Source organism: Laceyella tengchongensis (assembly GCF_900182735.1).
Lineage (GTDB): Bacteria > Bacillota > Bacilli > Thermoactinomycetales > Thermoactinomycetaceae > Laceyella > Laceyella tengchongensis.
The window spans coordinates 175,724-199,785 of sequence record NZ_FXTU01000001.1 but is presented as its reverse complement, the minus strand read 5'-3'; the positions used below and the strand labels follow the sequence as shown (position 1 = coordinate 199,785).

Annotated in this window: 14 protein-coding genes and 1 pseudogene; 10 read left to right on the top strand and 5 right to left on the bottom strand. The window is 51.2% G+C overall.

What is annotated here, in order from left to right; all coding sequences use genetic code 11:
- Positions 1 to 748: 748 nt before the first annotated feature.
- From QQZ12_RS00960 to QQZ12_RS00940, 5 genes are all read left to right on the top strand, one after another.
- Positions 749 to 1,102: a hypothetical protein gene (locus tag QQZ12_RS00960; protein ID WP_102991607.1), complete on the top strand. Its 354-nt coding sequence runs from the start codon at positions 749 to 751 to the stop codon at positions 1,100 to 1,102.
- A 307-nt stretch (positions 1,103 to 1,409) separates the two neighbouring features.
- Entirely contained in the window at positions 1,410 to 9,458 is an 8,049-nt protein-coding gene (locus QQZ12_RS00955; protein ID WP_284723821.1) for a type I polyketide synthase, read from the top strand.
- A 159-nt stretch (positions 9,459 to 9,617) separates the two neighbouring features.
- Positions 9,618 to 9,989, top strand: coding sequence for a hypothetical protein (locus QQZ12_RS00950; protein ID WP_189318966.1), 372 nt, complete (start codon positions 9,618 to 9,620; stop codon positions 9,987 to 9,989).
- The gene (gene yidC, locus QQZ12_RS00945) at positions 9,892 to 10,692 is read left to right on the top strand and encodes a membrane protein insertase YidC (protein WP_102991604.1); all 801 of its coding nucleotides are present in this window, start codon (positions 9,892 to 9,894) and stop codon (positions 10,690 to 10,692) included. The genes QQZ12_RS00950 and yidC overlap by 98 nt, the downstream gene beginning before the upstream one ends.
- 143 nt (positions 10,693 to 10,835) lie before the next feature.
- On the top strand, positions 10,836 to 11,291 hold the full coding sequence (locus QQZ12_RS00940) for a MarR family winged helix-turn-helix transcriptional regulator (RefSeq protein WP_102991603.1): 456 nt from the start codon (positions 10,836 to 10,838) through the stop codon (positions 11,289 to 11,291).
- 128 nt (positions 11,292 to 11,419) lie between these two features.
- Here QQZ12_RS00940 and QQZ12_RS00935 read toward each other — a convergent pair whose 3' ends face one another.
- Together QQZ12_RS00935 and QQZ12_RS00930 are read right to left on the bottom strand one after the other, a co-directional pair.
- Entirely contained in the window at positions 11,420 to 12,502 is a 1,083-nt protein-coding gene (locus QQZ12_RS00935) for a lamin tail domain-containing protein (protein WP_106342557.1), read from the bottom strand.
- A gap of 285 nt (positions 12,503 to 12,787) precedes the next feature.
- Positions 12,788 to 14,497, bottom strand: coding sequence for a cell wall-binding repeat-containing protein (locus tag QQZ12_RS00930; RefSeq protein WP_284723820.1), 1,710 nt, complete (start codon positions 14,495 to 14,497; stop codon positions 12,788 to 12,790).
- A 428-nt stretch (positions 14,498 to 14,925) separates the two neighbouring features.
- On the opposite strand from QQZ12_RS00930, the pseudogene QQZ12_RS00925 reads away from it, so the two are divergent.
- From QQZ12_RS00925 to QQZ12_RS00910, 4 genes and pseudogenes are all read left to right on the top strand, one after another.
- A pseudogene (locus QQZ12_RS00925) lies at positions 14,926 to 15,081 on the top strand (peroxiredoxin); the annotation flags it as partial.
- Positions 15,082 to 15,095: 14 nt separating this feature from the next.
- Positions 15,096 to 15,326, top strand: a complete 231-nt coding sequence (locus tag QQZ12_RS00920; RefSeq protein WP_189318964.1) for a DUF2553 family protein — start codon at positions 15,096 to 15,098, stop codon at positions 15,324 to 15,326.
- 143 nt (positions 15,327 to 15,469) lie between these two features.
- Positions 15,470 to 15,667 carry a helix-turn-helix transcriptional regulator gene (locus QQZ12_RS00915; protein WP_102991599.1) on the top strand — a complete coding sequence of 66 codons (198 nt, stop codon included), beginning with the start codon at positions 15,470 to 15,472 and terminating at the stop codon, positions 15,665 to 15,667.
- A 17-nt stretch (positions 15,668 to 15,684) separates the two neighbouring features.
- Positions 15,685 to 16,086: a hypothetical protein gene (locus QQZ12_RS00910; RefSeq protein ID WP_102991598.1), complete on the top strand. Its 402-nt coding sequence runs from the start codon at positions 15,685 to 15,687 to the stop codon at positions 16,084 to 16,086.
- A gap of 148 nt (positions 16,087 to 16,234) precedes the next feature.
- Here QQZ12_RS00910 and QQZ12_RS00905 read toward each other — a convergent pair whose 3' ends face one another.
- A complete protein-coding gene (locus QQZ12_RS00905) occupies positions 16,235 to 20,551 on the bottom strand; it encodes a PolC-type DNA polymerase III (protein ID WP_284723819.1) in 4,317 nt (1,438 codons plus the stop codon).
- Positions 20,552 to 20,697: 146 nt separating this feature from the next.
- Positions 20,698 to 21,246 (bottom strand): M15 family metallopeptidase, encoded by a 549-nt coding sequence (locus tag QQZ12_RS00900; protein WP_284723818.1) that lies wholly within the window; start codon positions 21,244 to 21,246, stop codon positions 20,698 to 20,700.
- A gap of 218 nt (positions 21,247 to 21,464) precedes the next feature.
- On the opposite strand from QQZ12_RS00900, the gene QQZ12_RS00895 reads away from it, so the two are divergent.
- Positions 21,465 to 22,964 carry a class I adenylate-forming enzyme family protein gene (locus QQZ12_RS00895; protein ID WP_102991595.1) on the top strand — a complete coding sequence of 500 codons (1,500 nt, stop codon included), beginning with the start codon at positions 21,465 to 21,467 and terminating at the stop codon, positions 22,962 to 22,964.
- Between the two features lie 121 nt (positions 22,965 to 23,085).
- Here QQZ12_RS00895 and QQZ12_RS00890 read toward each other — a convergent pair whose 3' ends face one another.
- Positions 23,086 to 24,015, bottom strand: coding sequence for a PD-(D/E)XK nuclease family protein (locus QQZ12_RS00890; protein WP_102991594.1), 930 nt, complete (start codon positions 24,013 to 24,015; stop codon positions 23,086 to 23,088).
- Between the last annotated feature and the right edge of the window lie 47 nt (positions 24,016 to 24,062).

Below are 24,062 nucleotides of genomic sequence, written 5' to 3'. Positions count from 1 at the left end.
TTTCCGAAGCTGGCGACAACCCCCAATACGCGGATGCGGGGATGCAAAAGGGCATAGATCAATACGACTGCATCATCTATGCCGACATCGGCAAACAACAGCACTTTTTTTCTTATCCATATTCACCCTTCCTTCGATCAGCTGTGTTTACTCTCTTGTCCGAACAAGCTCGTTAAGTTATGCGCCAAACATGCCAATGCCATCATGGCGGTACAGGGCGATGGATGTATTTTGAAATGAATAACATATGACCGCCTATGTCTGTTTCACCCGTCAAAATTTCGGTTGATGCGTCCGTTTCAGCGTTGCTCCCGTACACGGCACCCGTCCATTTATCGACAATTCAGTGAACTACGTGCCAGGAAAAGGTAAAAGATGCAACCAAACGATCTTCTAGGGCGTGTCTGATGAATAGGCCAGTGACTCTCTCATTCGCTTCACTTGTGCATCGGCGCTCCTCGAGAAAAGGTTTTTCCGCCGCTTCTTCCCCACCAACTCGATTTGCCAGACACATCCTAGCAACTGCTCACTCAGCCATGAAAATCGCGGTCATGACTTAGCCCAAGAAAATTACCAATTCAGCCCTAATTAAAGGAAAAGTCTGTTTTCCATCGGTTAAGCGCTTTAATTCATCTTGAAATATCAGAAATCACTCTTCTTTTATTAGAAAAAACAGTGTAATCTATAGATTGATGGGATAAAAAATATGATCCAACCTATCATTTTCTTCACAAAGGAGGGATTTGCCATGAAGATGAAGTTCTCTTTTCTGTTTCGGAACCATGAAGAAACAAGAGATACTGACCGATACACCTTATTCTTACAAAACAACATCATTCCCAACATCTTAGAAGTTGATGGAGTCTCTCACGTCGAGCTTTGCCATTTGGCCCCGTTTACCTTTGCGATGACACAGGATGGCGCCCAAACGGAGCCACAACATGTGCTGCAAATGGACATTTATTATGATAGTGTCATCGACTTCCAGCAAGCGATGAATTCCTTCAATAACGCTTATCTTGTGGATGAAATCGTGAAAGCGTCCGAATACACCGATTTGTATATTTCCTGCATTGTTGACTATACGCCGGAAAACGTTTAATACCTATGACTGAAAGCCATACCTTGGTTCCGCACTTATTTCTTACAAATAGAACAATGGTCTGATCTATATCATATTGAGCAACCTTCGCATACGGCGGCGAAGGTTGCTTCTTTTTGCGCTTTTCTCCCCATTTCCAATCTCACCCATTCATAGAATTTATTAATTAATTACAATAAACAAATCCAAAAAATATTAATTTGAATTTATAATTATATGTATTTCTGATTAAAAAATTGGCTTACTTACGTTCTAAAATAGTATAATTAAAATATTCAATACCTATACATAGAGGTGAGCATTCATCGTGAAGCCGAGTTCTATTGCTATTGTCGGAATTGGAAGTCATTATCCAGGAGCATCCGATTTAAAAGAACTTTGGGAAAACATCCTATCCCGACGCAGGCAATTTCGTGAAATGCCTAAACAACGGTTGCCGCTCGATGAGTATTATGATCAACGAGCTGACGCCCCTGACAAAACATACGGCCGTTTTGCCGCAGTGATTGACGGCTTTTCATTTGATTGGGCTCAGCGACGCATTCCTAAGACCACTTACGAAGGTTCCGATATTGTCCATTGGCTGGCATTAGAGGTAGCCTCACAGGCATTGGCCGACGCAGGGTACACCCGAGACAAGATCCCCAAAGACAAGACGGGGGTCATCGTGGGCAACACCTTGACCGGCGAGTTCACCCGCGCCAACACCTTGCGGCTCCGCTGGCCGTATGTCCGCAAGACCCTTCGGGCTGCCGGCAAGTCCCAAGGTTTATCCGACGCGATGATTAAACAATTGGAACAACAGATGGAGAGCATCTATAAGTCGGCTTTCCCGCCGGTCACGGAAGATACACTGGCTGGCGGATTGTCCAACACCATCGCCGGAAGAATATGCAACTATTACGATCTGCACGGCGGCGGTTATGTCGTTGACGGCGCATGCTCCTCTTCCTTGCTGGCTGTGGCCACGGCTGCCGGAAAATTGGCGAACGGCGAGCTGGATCTGGCATTGGCCGGCGGCGTGGACATCAGCCTTGACCCATTGGAAGTGGTAGGTTTCGCCAAAGCCGGCGCATTGACCAAAAACGATATGAATGTGTATGACCGCCGATCCAGCGGTTTCGTTCCGGGTGAAGGCTGTGGCTTCATCATGATGAAACGGTTGGAAGACGCCAAGCGGGATGGCGATTATATTTACGCGGTCATCCAAGGGTGGGGCATCTCTTCCGACGGCAAAGGCGGCATCACTGCCCCCAAAGTGGAAGGACAAGCTCTAGCTCTGATTCGCGCATACGAGATGGCCGGTTATTCTCCGCATGAACTGGATTTCGTGGAAGGACACGGCACCGGTACCGTACTTGGCGACCGCATTGAATTGCAAGCAATCAACCAGGCACGAGAAGCATATGGAGAACCACAGGCGCGCTCTTGTGGTGTCACCTCCTTCAAATCTTTGATCGGCCACACCAAAGCGGCTGCCGGCATCGGCGGACTGATTAAGGCCGTTTTGTGCGTGAACCAACGCGTACTCGCACCGACGGCCGCTTGCCATGAACCAAATGACATTTTCCAAACCTCTGCGCAGAGTATCTATCCGATCCTGCAGGGGGAAATCCGCGCGCCAGAAGAACGCCTTCGCGCCGGGGTTTCAGCGATGGGCTTTGGCGGCATCAATTGCCATGTCACATTGGAGTCGGCCGATTTGCCCAAGCCAGAGCTCAAACCGGAGCTTGACGAGAGAGCATTGCTCGTTTCCAATCAGGACACGGAGCTGTTTGTATTTGCCGCTGACGACAAAGAGGACTTGCTGGCTCAAATCAAAGAGGCCCAACAGCTTGCGGCTGGCATCAGTATCGCAGAGTTGGCCGATTTGGCCCATCTGCTCGCCGAGCGGGTCAAGCCGAATGCGAAGGTTCGTGCTGCATTGATCGCCGACCATCCCGACCGTTTAGCAGAACAACTGGCCTTTGTGTCGGATAAGCTGGAACACGCTTTCCCGGCAAAAGGGGAAGTGTTCACTGACATGGATAAACAGGTCTGGATCAGCAATCAAGTAAGTCGGCACCGCGTCGGATTCTTGTTCCCTGGCCAGGGTTCGCAAAAATTGAACATGGCCCGACTGCTGGTAGAACGCTTCCCTTGGGCGCGAGAAATCGCCGAGCGGGCGTGGGAAGCCGCTCCAAAGGCGCAGAAAAAGATGTTCCGTCCCCTCGACCGGGCGCGGGATCGCGAGGAACTGAACACATGGTTCAAAGAACTAAGCCAGACAGAAGTGGCTCAACCAGCCATTTGCTTGGCATCTACACTGTGGCGTGCATTTTTGGAGAAGTTGGGCATCCAGCCCCAATTCACTGCCGGACACAGCTTAGGCGAACTGACAGCCTTAAACACTGCAGGAGCTTATGATGAAGCGACGCTGTTCCGCCTAGCGGCAACCCGGGGCAAAGCGATGTCCGCTCCAGCGGAAGAGGCAGGAACGATGGCCAGCCTGCGTTGTGATCGGCAAGAAGCGGAGGCGCTGTTGGCCGATGTGCCGGGTTACGTGGTGATCGCCAACCTCAACAGCCCATCGCAAACCGTGATATCCGGTGAAAAAGAAGCTGTCGCCGAAGTGGTGGCTCGGGCGCAAGCACGCCAGATTCAAGCGATCCCACTGTCCGTATCCAATGCTTTCCATTCCAAATTGGTCGGACAAGCGTCTCTCTCGTTGCGTAAACAAGCTCCGTTGCCTGCCGATCCGGTGGCATTGTCTGTTCCATTCATTTCTGGCATTGACGGCGAGCGGATGGACACGCTTGCGGACGGAAACGATTATTTCGCCAAGCAGATCGTGGAAAAAGTGAATTTTGTCTCCCTGCTTTCTGCAGTTAAAAACCAATGCGATTTGTTGGTGGAAGTGGGTCCCGGACGGGTACTGACGGGATTGGTGGCTGAGAGTTCCATCAACCTGCCCTGCTTCCCTGTCGAATCAGCGCCGGGCAAACTGCAAGATCTGCATCGCTTTTTGGCGGCGTATTTTACACACGGCGGAGACGTGCAATGGGCATGGTTATATGCAAATCGCCTGATCCGTCCGTTTGTACCAGCTGCTGAAAAAGCATTTATTGTGAACCCTTGTGAAAATCCATTAACCATTCCCGAGTCCCCATTCAGCGGAACGGCTACCGTATCTCTGCCGGAGCCATCCGACCTGCCGCCAGGGGTGTGGGAAAGATATCTGGAAGAGCGAGGGGCCTTTTTGTACGATGTGATTCAAGCCGATCTCAAACATATGCGCATGATGCCCTCTTCTGGGCAACAAACCGGGCATGCGCCGACGCCGTCCATCGTTCGGCCGAATCCATCATCCGCACAGCCCGCGGCTCCATCGACAAACACCCCATCTGTCACTCAAGCGGCAATCCAATTGGCCGCAAAACAAACGGGGTATCCGGCCGCATCGATCACGCTCAATCATCGGCTGTTGGATGATTTGAACCTAGATTCGATCAAATCAGCGGAATTCGTCTCTTCCCTGGCGCAACAGTTTGCGGTCGCTGACAAAATCGATCCCGGCGATTTCGCCAATGCCACCTTGGCGGAAGTGTGCCAAGCGCTGGAAACGCACATCGCCCCAGCCGCGAACCGAACCGGGCTACCGGACGTATCCCAAACCTTGTTGCAGTTGGCCGCCCAACTGACCGGTTATCCGGCTGATTCGATTCGCATGGACATGCGTTTGTTGGATGATTTGAACCTGGATTCGATCAAGTCGGCGGAGCTCGTCTCTTCCTTAGCACAACAATTTGCGGTCGCTGACAAAATCGATCCTAGCGATTTCGCCAATGCCACCTTGGCAGAAGTGTGCCAAGCGCTGGAGACGCACATCGCCCCAGCCACAAACCGAACCGGGCAGCCGGACGTCTCGCAAACCGTGTTGCAATTGGCCGCCCAACTGACTGGATATCCGGCTGATTCGATTCACATGGACATGCGCTTGCTGGATGATTTGAACTTGGATTCGATCAAGTCGGCGGAGCTCGTCTCCTCCCTAGCACAACAATTTGCGGTCGCCGACAAACTGGATCCCAGCGATTTTGCCAATGCCACCTTGGTGGAAGTGTGCCAAGCACTGGAACCACATGTCGCGCCGAGTGGCCAAGATACCGGGAAGCTTGACGCCGCCCATTCTTTATTGCACTGGGCTGCCCAACTAACCGGATACCCGGCTGATTCGATTCACATGGATATGCGCTTGTTGGATGATTTGAATTTAGACTCCATCAAATCGGCCGAATTAGTGAGCCATGTGGCTAAAGAAATGGGCGTAGAGGAAAAAGTGGACCCGAGCGATTTCGCTAACGCTACCTTGAGAGAGATTGAACAAGCTCTCACTCCGGCGCCAGTTCAGCAACCTGTTGCTTCCCCTGTCCCGGCACCGGTTCAATCAGAGCATGGGGAGCGCGCTTGGGTGCGCAACTTTGTTATCAATTATGTCGAAGCACCGCGCCACAACTCAGCTCCTCTCTCCTTCTCGGAGACGACACGCTTCTTGATTGTCGCAGAAGCATCGGAGCAAGCTTGGGCACAAGCACTGGCCGCGGAATTGTCCAGCCACCAGGTGCCAGTAGAGCTGTCCACCTTGGCAGAATTGTCCGCGCAAAAGCAAGCGCGGCAGGAAGAAATCAGCCATGCCGTGGTCATTTTGCCGCAAGCGGATGACACAGAAGAATTGACGGAGATGGTCAAACGGTTGCAATGCGTGATCACCCCTGGCAACGGACTAAGTTACCGGACGTCGATCAGCTATATCCAATACGGCGGTGGCCTGTTTGGAAGCGGCACGGAACCGATTCAGCTGGCTACCTGCACCGCTAACTCTTTTGCCGCCAGCCTTCACATGGAACGCCCACACGCCGCCATTCGAGTGATTGACTTGAGCCCTGCGTTATCTCCTGTGACCATGGCGAAACCGATTTTGGAAGAAATCATGGCAGCTGAAACGTTTGTTTCCGTCGGTTATGATCAAAACGGAATCAGACGCGTTCCGCAATCTGTCGTTCAACAGCCTCAAACCTACCCTGCCCGCGCTATCACCTGGACTGGTGAGGATGTGGTGCTGGTAACCGGTGGGGCCAAAGGAATTACGGCGGAGTGTGCATTGGCGGTAGCCCGGGCAACCGGCGTGAAGATGGCATTGGTGGGCCGTTCGGGCGCAGACCATCCGGATGTGCGGCGGACCCTGGCGCGATTCCAGGAAGCAGGGTTGATTTGCCGGTATTATGCGTGCGACATGGCCGATCAAGCCGCAGTCGAGCTACTGATCAACCGCGTGCGCGAAGAGCTGGGGCAAGTGACGGGCGTCATCCATGGGGCTGCCTTAATGAAACCGCGACGGGCTGAACAAATCACTCTGGCTGGATTCATGGAAGAGATCGGCCCCAAAGTGTTGGGCGCGTTGCACCTGGTGAAAGCACTCCAAGATCAACCGCCCAAGCTATTTGTAGGCATCTCCTCCTTAGCGGGTGTCACCGGTATGGCCGGAAACACTTCCTATGGATTCTCCAACGAAGCGTTGCAATTGATCTTGCGCCGATTTGGCATGGAGCATCCAGAAACCGAAGTGTTATCCGTGGCTTTCAGCGTGTGGGATGAAGTCGGTATGGGTGTGCGGGCCGGTAGCATCGACTTCTTGGAGAAGAAGGGAACCTACGCCATTCCTGTCGCGGAAGGGGTGGGTCGGTTTGTCCATTTGTTCTTGCACGATCCATCCGCCAAACAAGTGATCATCACAGCCAAGCTGGGCGGGTTGGACACTTGGCATCCTCGTCCCGTGCCAAGAGAGCGCTCCTACCGATACATCGGGGACATTCTTTACGATCATCCCGAAGTGGAGCTCATCACCCGGGTTCGCTTAACGTTGGAGCAAGACCCGTATGTGAAAGATCACGTGTACAACGGCACCTATCTGTTCCCTGCCGTATTCGGCCTGGAAGCGATGGCTCAAGCCGTCTCTTATGTCACTGGCATCGTTGATTTCAGCCATGCCCAAATTGAGGACATTCGCTTCTCCTTGCCGATCACGCTCGATCCGCACACTGGGGCGCTGATAGAAATCCGCGCGGAAGTATTGGAAGACGGGCGGGTTAAAACGGAAATTCGTACGGAAAAGAATGGGTTTGCTAAACCTTACTTCACGGCGACATTTGCGTTCCCTGCTGAGCGCGAGGCGATCACGGAACCCATCACCTTCCCAGCACAGGCATTGCCCATCGATCCAAAAACCGATCTATACGGGCCGCTCCTGTTCCAAGGTCCATCCTTCCATCGGTTGGCGGATGTATACGAAGCGGCGCACGATCCGGAGCAAAAAACCGGTCATTGCTTGTTCACCGCTCAAACTAGCGACGGGGAATATGTGCTCGGTGATCCTTACTTCCACGATGCCTTGTTGCAATCTGCGCGAATCATCACGCCGCAAGACTTGTGCTTGCCTGTGAAAATCGATTCCTTCCAACACCTGGGACAGAGTCTGGCCGGGTCAGGAATACGACGCGCGGTAACAAAGCTACAACAGCAAACAGACACTTCCTACACCTACATGGTAGATGTATTGGATGAACACAACCGAGTCATCCAGCGCCTGAACGGCTACCAAGTGCACTTGATGGAGCGCTTCCCAGAACTGCCGACGGCAAATGAGCTTTGCTCACCGGCTTACATCGATGAACAGCGGTTAGCGAAGGCGATTCAGTCTCATGCGGACACGCTGGAGGTGGATGTTCCGGTCATCACGCTCACCCATTGTCCCGGCATTCATCAACAACCGCGCGAAATGCGCCATGAGAAGCTCCTGCCGTTGTATAAACGAGCAATCGCCTTGGCCGGTGGAGACGAAGCATATCCGCTTACTTGGGATGAAAACGGCAAACCTCATGTGACAGGGCAAAACGGGTCAGCTGTCCGTTTCCATGTTTCGTTCTCCCATGACGACGAAATCTCCATCTGCACCGTCGGTCAAGGGGAGCAAGGTTGTGACATTCTGCCGATCGACGACAAACGGGGCGAAGAAGAATGGCACCGCCTGCTGACAAGCAATCACCATCCGCTATTACAAGCGCTGGTAGCGCACGGTGATTCAGTCTCACTGGCTGGCAGCCGCATCTGGAGCGCCCGGGAGGCGGCCGAAAAGGCCAGCGGGGAAAAAGTGCGGCATGTTGAAATCGGACAGCGAGCCGACGAAGCGGTATTGCTGCGCGCGATCACAGACACCGCCGAGCTGACTGTCCTCACTTTGCCGGTCCAATTGTCACTACCGGCGAAGCGAATGGTGGCCGTCGTCATCGTCTGTCAGCGTGAGGAAAAAGACACCGCACCATCCTTCGGTGAGTTTCATCCCGAACATGGCTTTGTCTATCGATTCCCGCTCACATTCAAAGATGCGGCCACGTTGAGCCGGAAAGTGAGCCTCACCCGCTTCGCCGAATGGATGGGTAAAGTCAGGGAGTTATCCCTCTCTTCCGTCCAGAGTCGGATCACGGAGCAGTTTGCTTCCGGTAAATGGGGCATGGTGACCAATTTCGCCCAAACAGAAATTATGGGCGAGGCCTCATCCGATGATGTGCTGGAAGTTCACTTGCAAATCGATCATATCCAGGACAACCAGTACATGGAGTTGGTGTACTACTGGTACAAAGTGTCTCCGAATGGAGCATTAGAACTGATCGCGACCAGCCGACAAGGGTTGACGTGGGTGGAAATCATCGGCCACGGCGTGGTTCGCCCCGCTCCGTTCCCTGACTACTACGCGCAATTCTTGCGGGAGAAATTGACGGTCATGGGGCATAACGGCCCAGCCACCCGTACAGAAACGCTTTTGTCCAAGGAATTGTTGGGACCAGTAGTGTTCACCGCTCAGTCAGGGCCGGCTAATCGCTGGGTGTTGCAAACGGGCACCTTTGAAACTTGCTTAGAAGAGTCCAATCTTGTCGGCAATGTGTACTTCTCCAACTATACCGTGTGGCAAAACCGGGTGCGCGACCGCTTCTTCCACTCCCTAGCACCGGAATTATTCCAAGGGACGGGAGAACATGGAGAGTGGGTGCCGCTGAACAACAAAGTGCACCACTTGCGGGAAGCGATGCCGTTTGACACGATTGAAGTGCACATGTCCTTGGTCAAACGATATCAATCGGGATTGAGCCTGTTTTTTGAATACTACAGGCTAGACGAAAACGGCCAAAGACATAAGCTGGCATACGGAGAGCAAGAAATTGCTTGGATGATGCGGGATGAACAGGGCAAACCGCAACCGGCCCCCATTCCCGAAGCATTTGATGAAGCCCTGTCGCAAAAACCTGTAGGGATCCTGTCCTAACGGGCATCCATCATTAACAAGGGGTTGGCATCTGGCCAACCCCTTTTGTTGTTGCCCCTAGCAAGCTCGGCAGTTATGATGCATCTATTCTTTTGACATCCGCCGAACGATGCTAGATAATTAGAAGAAACATAAAAGCCGATGAGGAGGTGAATGCGGATGTGGTTTGAGTTCCACGAGATGATCCCGATGCTGGTATCCATCAGCGTCATCTTGACCCTTTTATGCGCATTCAAACTGATCCGGGCTGGCCGGGACCAAATGGTGAAGCGAATCCTCTTCACCGCGCCGGCGCCCCCACGCGAAACAAAGCGAAAACGGCAATGGCTGACGCGTAGCATAAAAAGGCGAGAAGGGCCTGAAGATGATGAGGATCATGTTCCCCCCGTTTTCAGCATGACCATGCTATATGAAAACCGAGGGGGAACACCTTATGAAAAAAACATCTGCATTCACGTTCATCAGGCGCTTTGGCGCCATGCTACTCCTAGCCGCGGCGCTGCTGTTGTTGGGCGGATGCCAAGCGCCTGACGCCCACGAGCCGGGTTGGTTCGCGGGCCTCTTGGCCGGGCCTTTTTCCGACTTGATCAAGATGGTTGCCGGGTTGTTTGGTGACAATTACGGCTTGTCCATCATCGTGCTCACTCTCTTGATCAGACTGGCGCTGTTGCCAATCATGCTGAAACAGCGCCGCGACCAGCTAGCGATGAACGAAAAGATGCGTCTCATACAACCTGAACTGCAAAAGCTTCAGGAAAAGTACGGTGACAAGCCACACGATGCCAAAGCGCAACAACAGATGCAACAGGAAATGATGCAACTGTACAAAAAGCACGATTTCAATCCCGTGGCGGCGTTTGGCTGTTTGCCCATCCTTGTCCAATTGCCTATTCTGATGGGTTTTTACTATGCGATCATCGGCTCACCTGACATCGCTACACATTCCTTTCTTTGGTTCAACTTGGGACAAAGCGATACCGTCATGCCGATCATTGCCATACTGGTCTCCTTATTGAACGTCAAGGTATCTGAGATCGGCTCATTGCCTCGTCAGCAAAAGACGTTGACCATGCTGAGTTATCTCTCTCCTGTATTCATCGGGCTAATCTCCTTTAACGCCCCGGCGGTATTGCCTTTGTACTGGTCCGTGAGCGGGTTGTTTCTGATCTTTCAACACCTTCTTGCGCAGCGAATGTACAAAGCAAACAGCGCTACGACGGTCGTAAGCGAATGATCATATCTAGCACGCCCCCTCAATGTAGGGGGCTTCTTTGTTGCCCTCCTTTCATCCACATCAGCTAAACACAAATAACATTTGACAGAATGTAGAATGATTTATATAAACGAAATAGCTATCCTATCATCGACCATGACGAGGTGGAAAGGGTATTGAATTTGGATAATCATCTGTGTTTCACCATTTATGCCTGTTTTCGCGAGATCAGCCGATTGTACCGCCACATTCTCGATCCCTTGGGCATCACATACACTCAGTATTTGGCGTTGCTGGTTTTATGGGAACAAGACGGATTAACGCTGAAAGAGCTGGGGCAGCGGTTGTACCTCGATTCCGGCACCTTAACCCCGCTCATGAAAAAGTTGGAGACCATGGGATTGGTCACACGAAAACGTTCAACTGAAGATGAGCGGAAAGTGTTGATCCACCTGACCGATGCGGGGAGGAAACTCAAAGAAGACGCCTGCCGGATTCCAGAACAGCTTGTCCAACAAAACGAAATCTCTCCTGAAGAACTGTCCCAATTGATGCAGGAAGCACGACATTTATTCGACCGCTTGCAGAAAGTCACCCGGGGGTTACATCACGACTCCTGAGGCAGGTTCATTCGTATACCTTGGCGCACGATAGCATGAAGCTCCCGACCGCAACCCGATTTCCCCTCAACATACACAAGCGCGTCCCAGCATGCATCTGGGACGCGCTTGTGTGTTCATTTATTCACTTAGCGATTGGCCGCCCCTTTGGTTGGGGTTGCGTCTTGGGTTGCGGCCCAATCCCCACCATCCGGCGAGCGGTACCATGAGCGATCATAACCGGTGGAACCATAGTGGTACCGATCGATGATTGCCCCATTGGGTGCTCTCAACGTAACATCATCTCCACCGCTATTGTTGAAGTAGTTATTTGTTTCCCATACAAAATAACCTTTGGCGGGAATGGACGTGCCACTCGGGATCACATACGGAGCTCCACCGCCGTCAACCACATCGTCAATCACATAACCGGACAGGTCGATTGTAGAAGAAGTGGGATTGTATATCTCCACAAACTCGTTGGTAAATGTGCTGGAAGGAGCAGGCAACACTTCGTTGATAACTAAGTTGCCCGCAGGTGTCCCTCCGTTGTTCGACTTGGTGTAACCCGCTGCTTTCGCATCCGCTTCACTGAAGAAAAACACCCGCTTCTCAATGGGCACTTGCTTATAGTCGGCCGGCGCTACATACTTCTTCGTGCTGTAATCACCCACAAACTTGTCTTGAGGTTGCCCTGAGATCCGATCGCGGAATTCAAACGGCAGTTCCTTAATCGGGTTGGCGGTGCTCCACATCCCGCGCCCATTCTGCTTCGCTTCGAGATACGCATTTTGGTATTCGCTGAAGTGCAACAGGTTGGGCCAAATATAATAAGTAACGGCATGTCCTTGACGCACCATCTCTTTGTTCACGTCTAAGCTACCTTTGTGGAGATGGGCCAACAAGCGCCCATAAGCATCTGTTTCTTCCACGTCCGTCTCCACTGTCACTTTGGTTCCGCTGGGAAGGAGTTGGGCCAAGTAATTCTTGGCGTTGGTGCCCCAGGGTTCTTGGGAAGCGCCTTGATAGTTGGTTTCCGGGGTATCGATGGACAACATGCGCACCTTATTCGTGCCCTTGATGGTCTCTTTCAAATAAACCGTATCCCCATCCACCACACGGTCCACTGTCGCAGTGTACGTGGCCGCCTTCGATGAGGGGGCAAAGACTGAAATACTCGCTCCAATAGCAATCGCAATGATACCGAAAAGCACGGGCAAGCGCTTTTTCATGATGTGAACCTCCTCTTAGAAGTTAAGCACTTACTTTTTCATTTATACCACAAATATATTTCGTTTTTTATAAATATTCTTTGCTGTTATTATACGTTTCTACTAATTTGACAAAAGCACGCCCTTGGCATCACTTGTTGCCCTTCAAGCTGGTTTAGGCTAAGCCCGAGCACCCCCAATTTCATATAAAGTGCCGACAACTTCCTCACTCCAAAAAGTAAGGCTGTCGACCCGGTTCAGAGTCAACAGCCTTTTTTCGATTTCTTCTTCCTAAGGCAAATCTAATCAGTCAATCAAGCTTTTCAGATACGATTCCACCGTGGCATTCACCGTTGTGGTGTTGCCGATCAAGTAGAACACATCACGCTTGGTGATGCTTGGCACCGTCTTCTCCAGGTACGATTTCACCATGGGGTCCAATTTGTCCCGGTAGGTGAGCAACATCGGGGAATAGATGCTAGCCGCCATCGGGCTTCCAGAGATGGCATCTGGGAAATCCAGTCCGGTGGCAAAGACGATGTTGCTGGGGTCCATCAAGCCATATTGTTCATCATAGAAGTAGTTGGCGATGTTCACACCCACTTCAAAACGGTTGGCTCCGCTGATGCGATCAACCACGCCGCCGAAGGACTTGAGCTTGTTCTTCACTGTGTCGGACACAGTACTCGGTCCGCCTACAATGATGAAGTTTTTAATGCCGTTGGCTTTGATGTAAGTCTCGATGGAAGCCGGAATGGAGTTGGTCGACACTTCCAAGATCGGCAGAGGAATTTGGCCTGCTGGGCTGGATGCGGACAAGGCGTCAGGATAGTTCAACCCGCTGGCAATGATTGCGGTGTCGGTTTCAAAGCCATCTGCTTTGATCCGGGACGCGATGTTGGCGGAAACCACGAAGCGGTCTGCACCAGCGATCCGTTCTACAGTCATACCCATGTTTCTCAATGTGTTTTCCACTGCAGTGGACACCGACCCGGTTCCGCCCAAGATGATGGCGCGGGACGGTTGCAACCGTTTGATCTCCGCAGTAATTGGCGCAGGCAAAGCATCTGTGGTGGTAAGGAGCATCGGCGCAAAGTTCAACGCCGCCAGCGGCCCACCTGCCAAGGCATCCGTGTACAAGTCCCCACGCGCGAGCACAATCGTATCCGCACCATAAGGGAATGCCTCCTTGCTCACGTTAGCCGACACCGCATAGCGATCAGCACCGGCAATGCGTTTCAACCCTGGAGCAGTCACCGTATGGCTTTGCACCACCATGTTGCCTGTCGCCGTGGTTGCCCCCAAATCCACCCCGTGGTAACCGGTGGAAACCGTAATTTGCTTGTTGAAGCTGGTGCTGTTGAACGAGATGTCATCCGAACCATCTAGCGCATAGAACGTGTTGCTGGCACCCGTAGCGCTTCCGCTCAGTGTCAAAGCCGTGGTATTCTTCGGCAAACGATGATCGATGGTTTTTGGGCTGGTCACATTCAGCGTTGGCAACTGGGTGTCCATCTCCATGGTCACACCGCTGACGCTCAAGCTGTAGCTGACCGGCGCATCGGACATGCTGAAGACTACAAAGTGGTAGGTGCCCGCCGTCAATGTATCTCCAGAGAAGTATTCATTGCCGGTCTCTTCGTTCACGACAACATATCCGTAATCATCCGATGCCGGCTCGGTGACGTTTAAGGTACCTCCTTTCGTCACCTGCATTTTGTAAGAGTGAAAATTGCTCGGCTTCAGGGTGTTAGCCACCGTGACTTGCGTTACGGCCGTCATGGCGCGCACGGTTTTCTGAGAGAAAGAACTCGTTTTTTCCTGTTTATAAGTTTCTAGTTTATGAATGGTTTTGAGACGCAACGAATTTACCATTTCATCAGCCAAGTTCACCTTTTTGCTTGGCGCGGCATCAGTCAACGCCGGTTGCACAAGCAAGGAACCGATTACAGCTGTGGCTAGGACGCCTGTGAAAAACTTTTTCTTCAAGCGAAAATCCCCTTTCCAGTCAATCATAAACTGCATCCACTATATTCATTCGCATGTTCTTTTCAATTTGGGACGCCTTTCACCAAAAATTTGTGACAAATTATAGCGGGATCGAAACTGATAAAACACGCCGTTTTTCGCACCTTTCAGCTCTCTGACCACTGAACAATAATAGTTATTTAACGATAATAATTATAATTTGATATTGACAATAATTATCATTGTTTGTTATCTTGATGTTACACCGGTAAACAAGGAGGCATCGCCATGATTCAACGGCAAGTGGGACTCCCCGCACCATCATTCACACTAGGGTGTGTCTGGCAAATCAAGTTGGTAGGGAAGAAGCGGCGGAAAAACCTTTTCTCGAGGAGCGCCGATGCACAGGGTAAAGCGAAGGAGAAAATGGTTTTTGGAGCCGCTGGCCTATTCATCAGACACGCTCTAGAAAGCAACGCGGTTTGTTCATTATCGACCCAGATGGGCTTATTCGTTTTCAGATGACCACTGACGGGGATGTCGGTCGCAATGCGGAAGAAGTGTTGCGTGTCCTACAAGCGTTGCAATCAGGCGGGCAATGTGCGGCTAATTGGAAACCAAACAAAAAATGAGGAGGATGACAAACATGCAAAGAAAAACAAATGTGACTGACCAAGTGAAAATCAAATTGGACAATGGAAAATTGGTATTTTCCCTCGGGAGCCAAGTGATCGGCGAAATGCGTGTTTCAGGTGAAAGGCTTGCGCTCTCGCCAACGTACCAACTGGAAAACGGACAGCTGTATCAATTATCAACCAAGCCAGCTACTTCCACCGCTGATTCATATGTCGAGCATTGCGATCTAGGCTGGTGCTAATCGTCAGTACCCCATTTCCTACAGGTCCGCCCTTGTGGCGGGCTTTTTTGCTTTCATATGTAAAAAACATTTGACATCGAGTCGACGAGGCGGTACACTCGAAATGTAAAATATATTTTACATAATTGAAACAGAGGAAGCCTATGGAAAATCAAATCAAAGCTTTGCGAAAAATACATGGCCTGTCGCAAGATGAGTTGGCCAAAGCATGCAATGTCTCACGCCAAACCATTAATGCGATTGAAAACAACAAGTATGACCCCAGCTTGGCCTTGGCGTTCCAATTGGCGGCCGTGCTAGGTGTGACTGTGGACCAATTATTCCAGTTCAAAAAAAGTTGACATCTTGGAGGGATAAGATGAAAAAGCGATTATCACGTTCGCCCATTCTCATCACATTGGTAGGGTTGTTATGTCTGTTGGTCATCGGATTGAACACGGTTGAATATTTGCGTGGCGAACCGTTTGATCAAGGGGATGTCATGACACTCGTCATGCTATTTGTGCTGGCGCTGCACCTGTTCACTTGGGGAACCGATTTCAAAATGGCAAAAGATGAGATGGGGAAACAAATCACCCATCACAGCGCCACCATCAGTTACCATATTTCCGCTCTCGGTTTGTTTGTCTTTTGGATTGTCGATCGGATTGTGTTTCTACGAAAAGGGGATTTCGGCAACATCACTTTGTTTGCAGCCTTATGTTTCGTACTGGTTCTACACCCTTTGGTCCAATTTTTTGTGGCGCGTAGATACAGATAATCCCCACCTTCTAAACAACCAATCCCGCTTTCAACCGAAGGCGGGGTTCGTCGCGTTGGCCGTCTAAAGCACAAAACAGCGATGATGCTCAGGCACCATATACGCAAAAAAGCCCCCTCTTCAAGAGAAGGGGGCTTTATCTTTTCATTTAAAACAACGCCAATTGATTGCTTTGCGGCAAACCTTCCAGACACCCCAAGCGATCAAGCACTTCTATCACGGTACTGGACAGGCGCGCCCGCTTTTGCAAGTCATCTTTTGAGAGGAACTCGCCCTCTTTGCGCGCTTCCACGATATTTTGTGCGGCGCTCTCGCCCACGCCGGAAATTGAAGCGAAGGGCGGCACAAGCTCTCCATCGATCACCGTAAATTTCTCCGCTGGCGAACGATAGAGATCCACCGATTTGATCTTGACGCCACGCGCATACATTTCCTGCACCAATTCCAACACCGTCAAGAAAGCCTTCTCCTTGGCTGACGCTTGGAATCCTTTCTCATTGATCTCTTTGATCAAGCGAGACACATGATTATATCCTTTGAGCACCTCTTCGATGTCAAAGTCTTTCGTTTTGGTGGAGAACAAAGCCGCATAAAACTCTGCTGGATAATACACCTTGTACCAACCAATCCGCACCGCCGCAGTCACATAAGCGGCAGCGTGAGCCCGCGGAAACATGTACTTGATCTTCTGGCAGGAACCGATGTACCACTCCGGTACATTGTGTTGCCGCATCAAGTCCGCTTCTTCCTCTGTCACGCCTTTCCCTTTACGCACCTTCTCCATGATTTTGAAGGCCGCTTTGGCTGGCAGTCCCATGCGGATCAGATACAACATGATATCGTCGCGGCAACAGATCGCTTCTGACAGGGTACAGACACCCTCATTGATCAAATCCTGCACGTTTCCTTGCCATACGTCCGTTCCGTGTGACAGCCCGGAAATGCGCACCAGTTCACTAAAGCGTTTGGGTTTGGCATCTTTGAGAATCCCGCGGGCAAAGTAAGTGCCAAACTCGGGAATGCCAAGGGTACCGTGTTCAATGCCATTAATGTCTTCAGGACTGATCCCCAAACTTTTGGTGCTACGGAACAGTTCGATCACCTTGGGATCACCGAGCGGCACTTTGGTCGGGTCGATTCCCGTCATTTCGTGCAGATAACGCTGGATCGTCGGACCGGTATGCCCCAACAGGTCCAACTTTAAGATTTTCCCGCTGATCGCGTTGTAATCAAAGTGCGTCGTGATCGTGCCCGACTTCATATCATCGGCTGGATGCTGAATCGGGGTAAAGTCGAAGACTTCTTTGTTTTGGGGCACAACCATCAGTCCCCCTGGATGTTGACCCGACGAACGTTTGACCCCAACGCATCCTTGCGCCAGCCGATCCAGCTCCGCTTGCCGCAATGTGATCTCTTTTTGCTCCGCGTATTTTTTGGCGTACCCATATCCGGTCTTTTCTTGGACGGTGCCCACCGTCCCCGCGCGGTAAATATAGGCTTTGCCGAACAATTCCTCGGTGTATTGGTGAGCTCGGAGTTGATACTCGCCGTCAAAGTTGAGATCGATATCGGGCGCCTTGTCCCCTTCAAAGCCCAGGAAGGTTTCAAAGGGAATGTCGTGTCCGTCTTTCCACAGGTCAGTCCCGCATTTCGGACATTTCTTGTCAGGCAAGTCAAATCCGCTCTCATAAGAGCCATCGGTGATAAACTCACTGTACTGGCAACTCTCGCAACGATAGTGCGGAGGCAACGGATTCACTTCTGAAATGAAGCTCAAGGCCGCGACCAATGAAGAGCCAACCGATCCCCGCGAGCCGACCAAAAACCCGTCTTGGAGCGATTTGTACACGATTTTTTGCGAAATCATGTACAACACGCTAAACCCGTGTTTAATGATCGAACCCAGCTCCCGCTCCAACCGGCTTTTGACGATTTCTGGCAACGGGTCCCCATACCATTCTTTGGCGGTGCGGTAACAAATCTCCGTTAATTCTTCTTCTGCCCCTTCCAACTCAGGGGTAAATGTTTCATCTGGGAACGGCTTGATACCATCGTCGATCTGATCAGCGATTAGCTGGGTGTTGGTGACCACCACTTCCTTCGCTTTCTCCGCCCCCAGATAGGAAAACTCCTCCAACATCTCATCGGTCGTCCGCAAATGCGCCTTTGGCAACGGTAATTGCGGCTTAGCACCGGTCTGGTTCATCGCGATGATCTCACGGAAGATGGCTTCATGCTCGTCCAAGTAATGGCTGTTGGAAGTGGCGACAACGGGCTTGCCCAACCGCTCCCCAATTTCGACCAACAGCCGGTTGGCTTCACGGAGGCGCTCCGGGCTTTCCACCAACCCTTTCTCAACCAGATGCATGTTGTATTCGACTGGTTGGATTTCAAGGTAATCATAAAAGCGGGCGATCTCTTCGACCTCGCTTGGCGCCTTGTTAAGCGCCGCTTCATACAATTCTCCTCGCTCACAGCCGGAACCGATGATCAGCCCTTCCCGGTGTTTCACCAATTCGCTACGCGGAATGCGTGGCACCCGGTAGAAATACTTCAAATGCGACATCGAGATCAGTTTGTACAAATTTTTCATGCCTTCCTGGTTTTTCACCAACAAGATGGCATGAAATGGCCTCATCCGCGTATAATCGGTATCGTTTCGTTGCTCATTCAATTCAGCCAGATTGGTAATGCCTTTTTCTTTGGCCATGAGAAGCATCTTCCACAAGATGTGCCCCGTCGCCTCCGCATCGTAGATGGCCCGGTGGTGTTGCTCCAACTTGACTCCCAGCTTATCAGCCAATGTGTTTAAGCGATGGTTACGCAAGGTCGGAAACAGAAAACGAGCCAACTCAAGCGTGTCCAAAACCGGGTTGGTTACCGGCTTTTCACCGATGCGTTTCACTGCTTCTTGCAAAAAGCCCATGTCAAAGCGAGCATTGTGAGCGACTAAGACACTATCTTCGATAAAGGACAGAAAACGGGCAATCACATCATCGATCTCTGGGGCGTCTGTCAGCATATCATCCGTGATGTGGGTCAGCTCGATAATCTGTTGCGATAGTTTTCTGTGGGGATTGGCGAATTCGGAGAACGTGTCGATAATCTCCCCATTCTTTAACTTGACAGCAGCCAATTCGATAATGACGTCATGCACCGCCGACAACCCGGTGGTCTCCACGTCAAACACCACATAGGTGTCGTCAGCGAGCACCCGGTCGGCCGCATTCATCACCATCGGCACCCCGTCGTCGACCACATTGGCTTCCAATCCGTACAACACTTTAACCCCGTGTTTTTTGCTGGCGTCATAGGCGTCAGGAAACGCTTGTGCCCCACCATGGTCGGTGACTGCCACCGCGCGGTGTCCCCACTTCGCCACACGCTCAATCACCTTGCCTACGTCGGTGATGCCGTCCATGGTGGACATGGAGGTGTGCAAGTGCAACTCCACCCGCTTTTCTTCAGCCGTATCCATCCGCTCAGGGACATGAACCTCCATCAGATCGCTAACCATCATGACCAACTCACGGGAAAACGTGTCAAACTGAACCGAACCGCGCACCTTCAGCCAGTCCCCGTCCTTGATCATGGCAATGATCTGTTCTTGCTCTTTTTCACGGGGAGAAGCGAAGAATTTACAAGCGATGGAATTGGTGTAGTCGGTGATGTTAAACGTCAACAGCTTCCTTCCGCTCTTCAATTCCTTGACTTCCGCTTTGAACACTTTCCCTTTGATCGTCACTTTCCGCTCTTCTTCAGTAATGGAAGCGATCGAAACCGGTTCATCCTGGATCGCATAACCGATCTTCTTCTCCAGCACTGGGCCAGGTACGTCAGGCTTTTCTCCCGATTTGGCCTTCTCCGCCCTTTCTTTCTGTTCAGCCAGCGCTTGCGCCACTAGCTGCCGCTCTTCTTGTTGCTTCTTCTCCTGAAAATAGGCGGCTGGCGAAACCTCTAACTCGGGCTTTTCACATACGAAACGCACCCGCAACTCCGCTCCAGTGATCCGCTGGTAACAACGGGCGATGTGCCGTTCCAACCCACGTTGCTCCGCCATTTGCAGTGTGGCCGGGTTGGGGAAATCGATGCGGATCACCCCATCTTGAATCCGCCACTCTGTCTGCCCAAACCAAGTGGAAGCGGCCGGGGCAACTCTCTCCTGAATCCACCGCTGGATAAAACCCTTGTACATGTTCAATACGGTGTCATGATCTATGTGATCATAGTCAAACAACACGTTGACTTGGATGTGTGGTTGAAAATGTTTTTTAATCCGAACTTGGAACTCCTGCCAGATCCCCGCATCTATCGGTTCTGGCAAGCGGATTCGGATTTTCCAGGCTTGTGCAGCCCGGTCGACCAGGACTTCAGTAATCGTTCCTTCTTTGAATTGTTGGTCTAACCATTCTGTCGGCAATTGGACTTCCTTAAACAAATTCACTAACGCCTCTTGCCCCGTCATCCCCTCACCCCTGATCTTTTCGTTACAAAGACGAGTTTACCAAAAAGTTGAAGTCCCGACTATATCAAAAAACGCTAGAGGCAAATGAAAAAACAGGATATGAGGCAAAGATTTTCCGCCGCCGTGAGTGAACCTGAAGGATGGGCTTACCACCAACCCATCCACTCTCTCCATCTATTAGCAAGCATCAATTCGACGATTGACTGCCCGAAGGTCATTTCCAAATGCGGGTAATCCTTAAATCCCTTCCAATCCCCGCCCCATGCAAAGCCCAGCGCTTTGGCTTCTTGCACGACTTCTTCCCAATCGGGCACCCCGTTCCCATTGCCGTCTTTCTCTACATCCCAACTTAGACGCTTCCGCTTGGGATCATATAACGCAAAATCCACTGCCAGTCCGTAATTGTGGTAGGACTCGCCCCCTTGAGCGTAGGTCACTACCCGCCCCGGCTCCGTCCGGCCTTTGGCATAAAGTTGATCTTGTTTCGCAAATGAGCGGAACCCTTCTGTGATCTGGATGTGAATCCCTCGCTTCCTGCAATTCTCGATCAATTGCTCCTTGGCCTGGGCCACTTGGGGATGCAAACCAGCCACCGAGTACTGTGCCGTCAGCACCCGCCAACAAACGACAATCAAAACCACTCCGACTACAACAGCCGCTGTGCCCAGCCAGATGCGCAAACTTCTCTTTTTCATTTGCGCCGCTCCCTCTCATTTCTATAAAAAATTGAACACATCTCGCATCCTTTTCCCAATTTTAACTGAGCCCAATCCTCTCAACAATCGCTTCCCATCAAGGCTCGCTATCGAAAAAACCGACACAAACGAAAACCCGCTGATGATTGCCACTCGCCACCTGCTAGTTTAATATATATTGTGTGAAATCTGAATTTTTATCAGACTGGGGTGATTGCATGTATCCAGTGGGGGAATTTCTTAGAAGAAGGGCAGACTTTTCACCCAATCTTGAGGCATTGGTTTCCAATGAAACCCGCATCACCTACCGTGAATATAACCACCGTGTCAATCAAGTGGCCCACTACCTGTTGTCGGAAGGAGTGGAAAAAGGAGAGCGCATCGCCGTGTTATGCGCGACTGACCACCCTTTTTGCACCCTGTTTTACGCGATAGCCAAAGTGGGGGCCATCCTCGTTCCAATCAACTATCGGTTAACGTCGACTGAAATCGATTGGATGGTGGAATCTAGCAAGCCCCGTTTCCTGTTCTATGACGAGGCGTTCTCCAACATCGTTGATTCACTGTCCACCGATATAGAAAAGAAAATCAAAGTCAGCATCGGCGATGAACTCGATCCTTCGTTTGGGCAAATCTTCACCTTTTATCCTGACACAGAGCCTTACATAGAGATAGATATGGAAGAAACTTGTGTGATCACGTTTACTTCCGGCACAACTGGCAAACCGAAAGGGGTATGTACCACCCACGCCAATCTGTACCACGCCACGATAGCCTCCATGTTGGCTACGCAACCCGCTTATGGCAACCGTCAATTGGCCTCGGCCCCTTTGTTTCACATCAGCGGGGTGTGCACAATTTCAGCGGCACCGCTATTCGCCTCCACGCTGGTCTTCATCCCCCACATCCATCCGGCCTATATCTTGGATATGGTGGAAAAAGAAAACATCAACACGCTGTTCGCAGCACCTTCCCTGCTTCACCTGATGTTGCCTCGCTTGCTGAAGTCCGGCCAGGATTTCCCCTCATTGAAAGAAATATACAGCGGCGGCTCTCCCGTTCCCGAATCGCTGATCAAACAATTTGACGCCTTGGGTTATCCGCTCAATGTGGGATATGGAGCAACCGAATGCACCGGGGGTGTGACTTTCTGGCAATCACGCGACATGGATCACATCGGTTCGGTCGGCAAACTTCTCGTGGGCGAAATCAAAATCATCGATCCCGAAACAAACCAAGAGCTGCCACCAGGGCTAATCGGTGAGATCGTGGTGAAAGGACCTTTTGTGTTCAAAGGATATTGGAACGACTTTGAAGCAACCCGCAACGTGCTAAAAAAAGGATGGTTTCACACCGGAGACGCCGGCAAGATCGATGAGGAAGGATATTTGTACATTGTTGATCGGTATAAGGACATGATCGCGACGAGCGGCGAAAAGGTGTTTCCCGCGGAAGTGGAAGCTGTGATCAATCAGCTCGACGGCGTGGTAGAAGCGGCAGTGATCGGGGTGCCAGACCCGGTTTGGAGCGAGCTCGCTCGGGCTTATGTGGTAAAAGCGCCCGAGTCGGATCTCACCGAAACGGATGTCCTCGAGCATTGCCACTCCCGTTTGGCCAAGTATAAACTCACCCAAGTGCAATTTATTGATCAATTACCCAAAAACGGCATGGGTAAAGTATTGAAATATGCGTTGCGCAAACAAGCACGGCAAGAATAAAGCATAGCCGAAAAAGGAGACCTTTTCTCCTCTTTCGGCTATTTCATCTTCCGGTCTTATCATTCGGGTAAACATGGCTGCAAAACATTCTTCACTTACCATCATGACAAAAAAAGCGCCTTTATCGGCGCGCACTACAAACCTCTTGAAAATTGCACCATAGACATTTCCGCTCGTCAGAAGTGGCAGGGAATGCCTCCTCCGGCAAAGGGGCGTTCCGCTCTGGATCGGCTAGCAACTCTCTCATCTCTCGCACACTGGCATGCATCCGCCCTAAGGCCTCATCCATATCCTGTTCAGTGACGCCAAACTGTTCGCACTCCCCCGTCAACAAGTATTCAGCGCGTAATTCTATCTGTGACAAAGGAACATGGTAGCATTGGTGTAGATACAACCCATACCACTTGAGTTGCGTAGCATGGGCCTCCTCTTTTTCGCCCGTCTTCCAATCGACGACCACCCATTTCTCCCCAACCCGATAAATCCAATCCACTTTGACGTACACCTTCGTCTCTTCCAAAAACCACTTGCTCAAATGTTCTGCCTCTACCGTTTCCGCGGTAGCAGAACCGCAGCGCTCACGCAGGCTGGTGCTTTGCAAAAGATGGCGGATGCACAACGGCAACCTCTCTTTCAATTCGGCAACCAATTCCGCCGGGAGCGTCCCTCCATAATAAAGTTCATGCAACATGGTCCGCCGCGTTGGCGTTTCCCACCATTCCACTGGGTCCCGCGAATCCCGCACGGCTTGGTTTAACAACATGCGCGCGATATGTTGCAATTCCTCTTCCCCCGGCAAAGCGCGTTCCCGCTCCCAACGCTGCAAGGCCACATGAGCAAGGCGGTGCATCACTTCACCAAACACAAGGTTCAACGTACGCAACTGTTTCAGCCGATACAAACGTTTCGCTTCATCGGAGGCCTCCGCCAGCCAACCCGGATAGGAACCGTAGTAGTGGTAATAATACTTACGCTTGCATTCCGTCAACAGATGGTGCCGTGATTGCGACCAAGACCATTCTGGATATGCCGGAATCTGTCCCATCGTCATCCGTCCGCTCCCCGTTTCTTTGTTTATATCACACTGCTAATGCTACA

Excerpts from the sequence above, each read along its gene's own strand:
- yidC (WP_102991604.1), top strand. The coding sequence starts at position 9,892 with ATGAAAAAAACATCTGCATTCACGTTCATCAGGCGCTTTGGCGCCATG.
- QQZ12_RS00960 (WP_102991607.1), top strand. The coding sequence starts at position 749 with ATGAAGATGAAGTTCTCTTTTCTGTTTCGGAACCATGAAGAAACAAGA.
- QQZ12_RS00935 (WP_106342557.1), bottom strand. The coding sequence starts at position 12,502 with ATGAAAAAGCGCTTGCCCGTGCTTTTCGGTATCATTGCGATTGCTATT.
- QQZ12_RS00950 (WP_189318966.1), top strand. The coding sequence starts at position 9,618 with ATGTGGTTTGAGTTCCACGAGATGATCCCGATGCTGGTATCCATCAGC.
- QQZ12_RS00905 (WP_284723819.1), bottom strand. The coding sequence starts at position 20,551 with ATGACGGGGCAAGAGGCGTTAGTGAATTTGTTTAAGGAAGTCCAATTG.
- QQZ12_RS00890 (WP_102991594.1), bottom strand. The coding sequence starts at position 24,015 with ATGACGATGGGACAGATTCCGGCATATCCAGAATGGTCTTGGTCGCAA.
- QQZ12_RS00900 (WP_284723818.1), bottom strand. The coding sequence starts at position 21,246 with ATGAAAAAGAGAAGTTTGCGCATCTGGCTGGGCACAGCGGCTGTTGTA.
- QQZ12_RS00920 (WP_189318964.1), top strand. The coding sequence starts at position 15,096 with ATGCAAAGAAAAACAAATGTGACTGACCAAGTGAAAATCAAATTGGAC.
- QQZ12_RS00930 (WP_284723820.1), bottom strand. The coding sequence starts at position 14,497 with ATGATTGACTGGAAAGGGGATTTTCGCTTGAAGAAAAAGTTTTTCACA.
- QQZ12_RS00895 (WP_102991595.1), top strand. The coding sequence starts at position 21,465 with ATGTATCCAGTGGGGGAATTTCTTAGAAGAAGGGCAGACTTTTCACCC.
- QQZ12_RS00915 (WP_102991599.1), top strand. The coding sequence starts at position 15,470 with ATGGAAAATCAAATCAAAGCTTTGCGAAAAATACATGGCCTGTCGCAA.
- QQZ12_RS00910 (WP_102991598.1), top strand. The coding sequence starts at position 15,685 with ATGAAAAAGCGATTATCACGTTCGCCCATTCTCATCACATTGGTAGGG.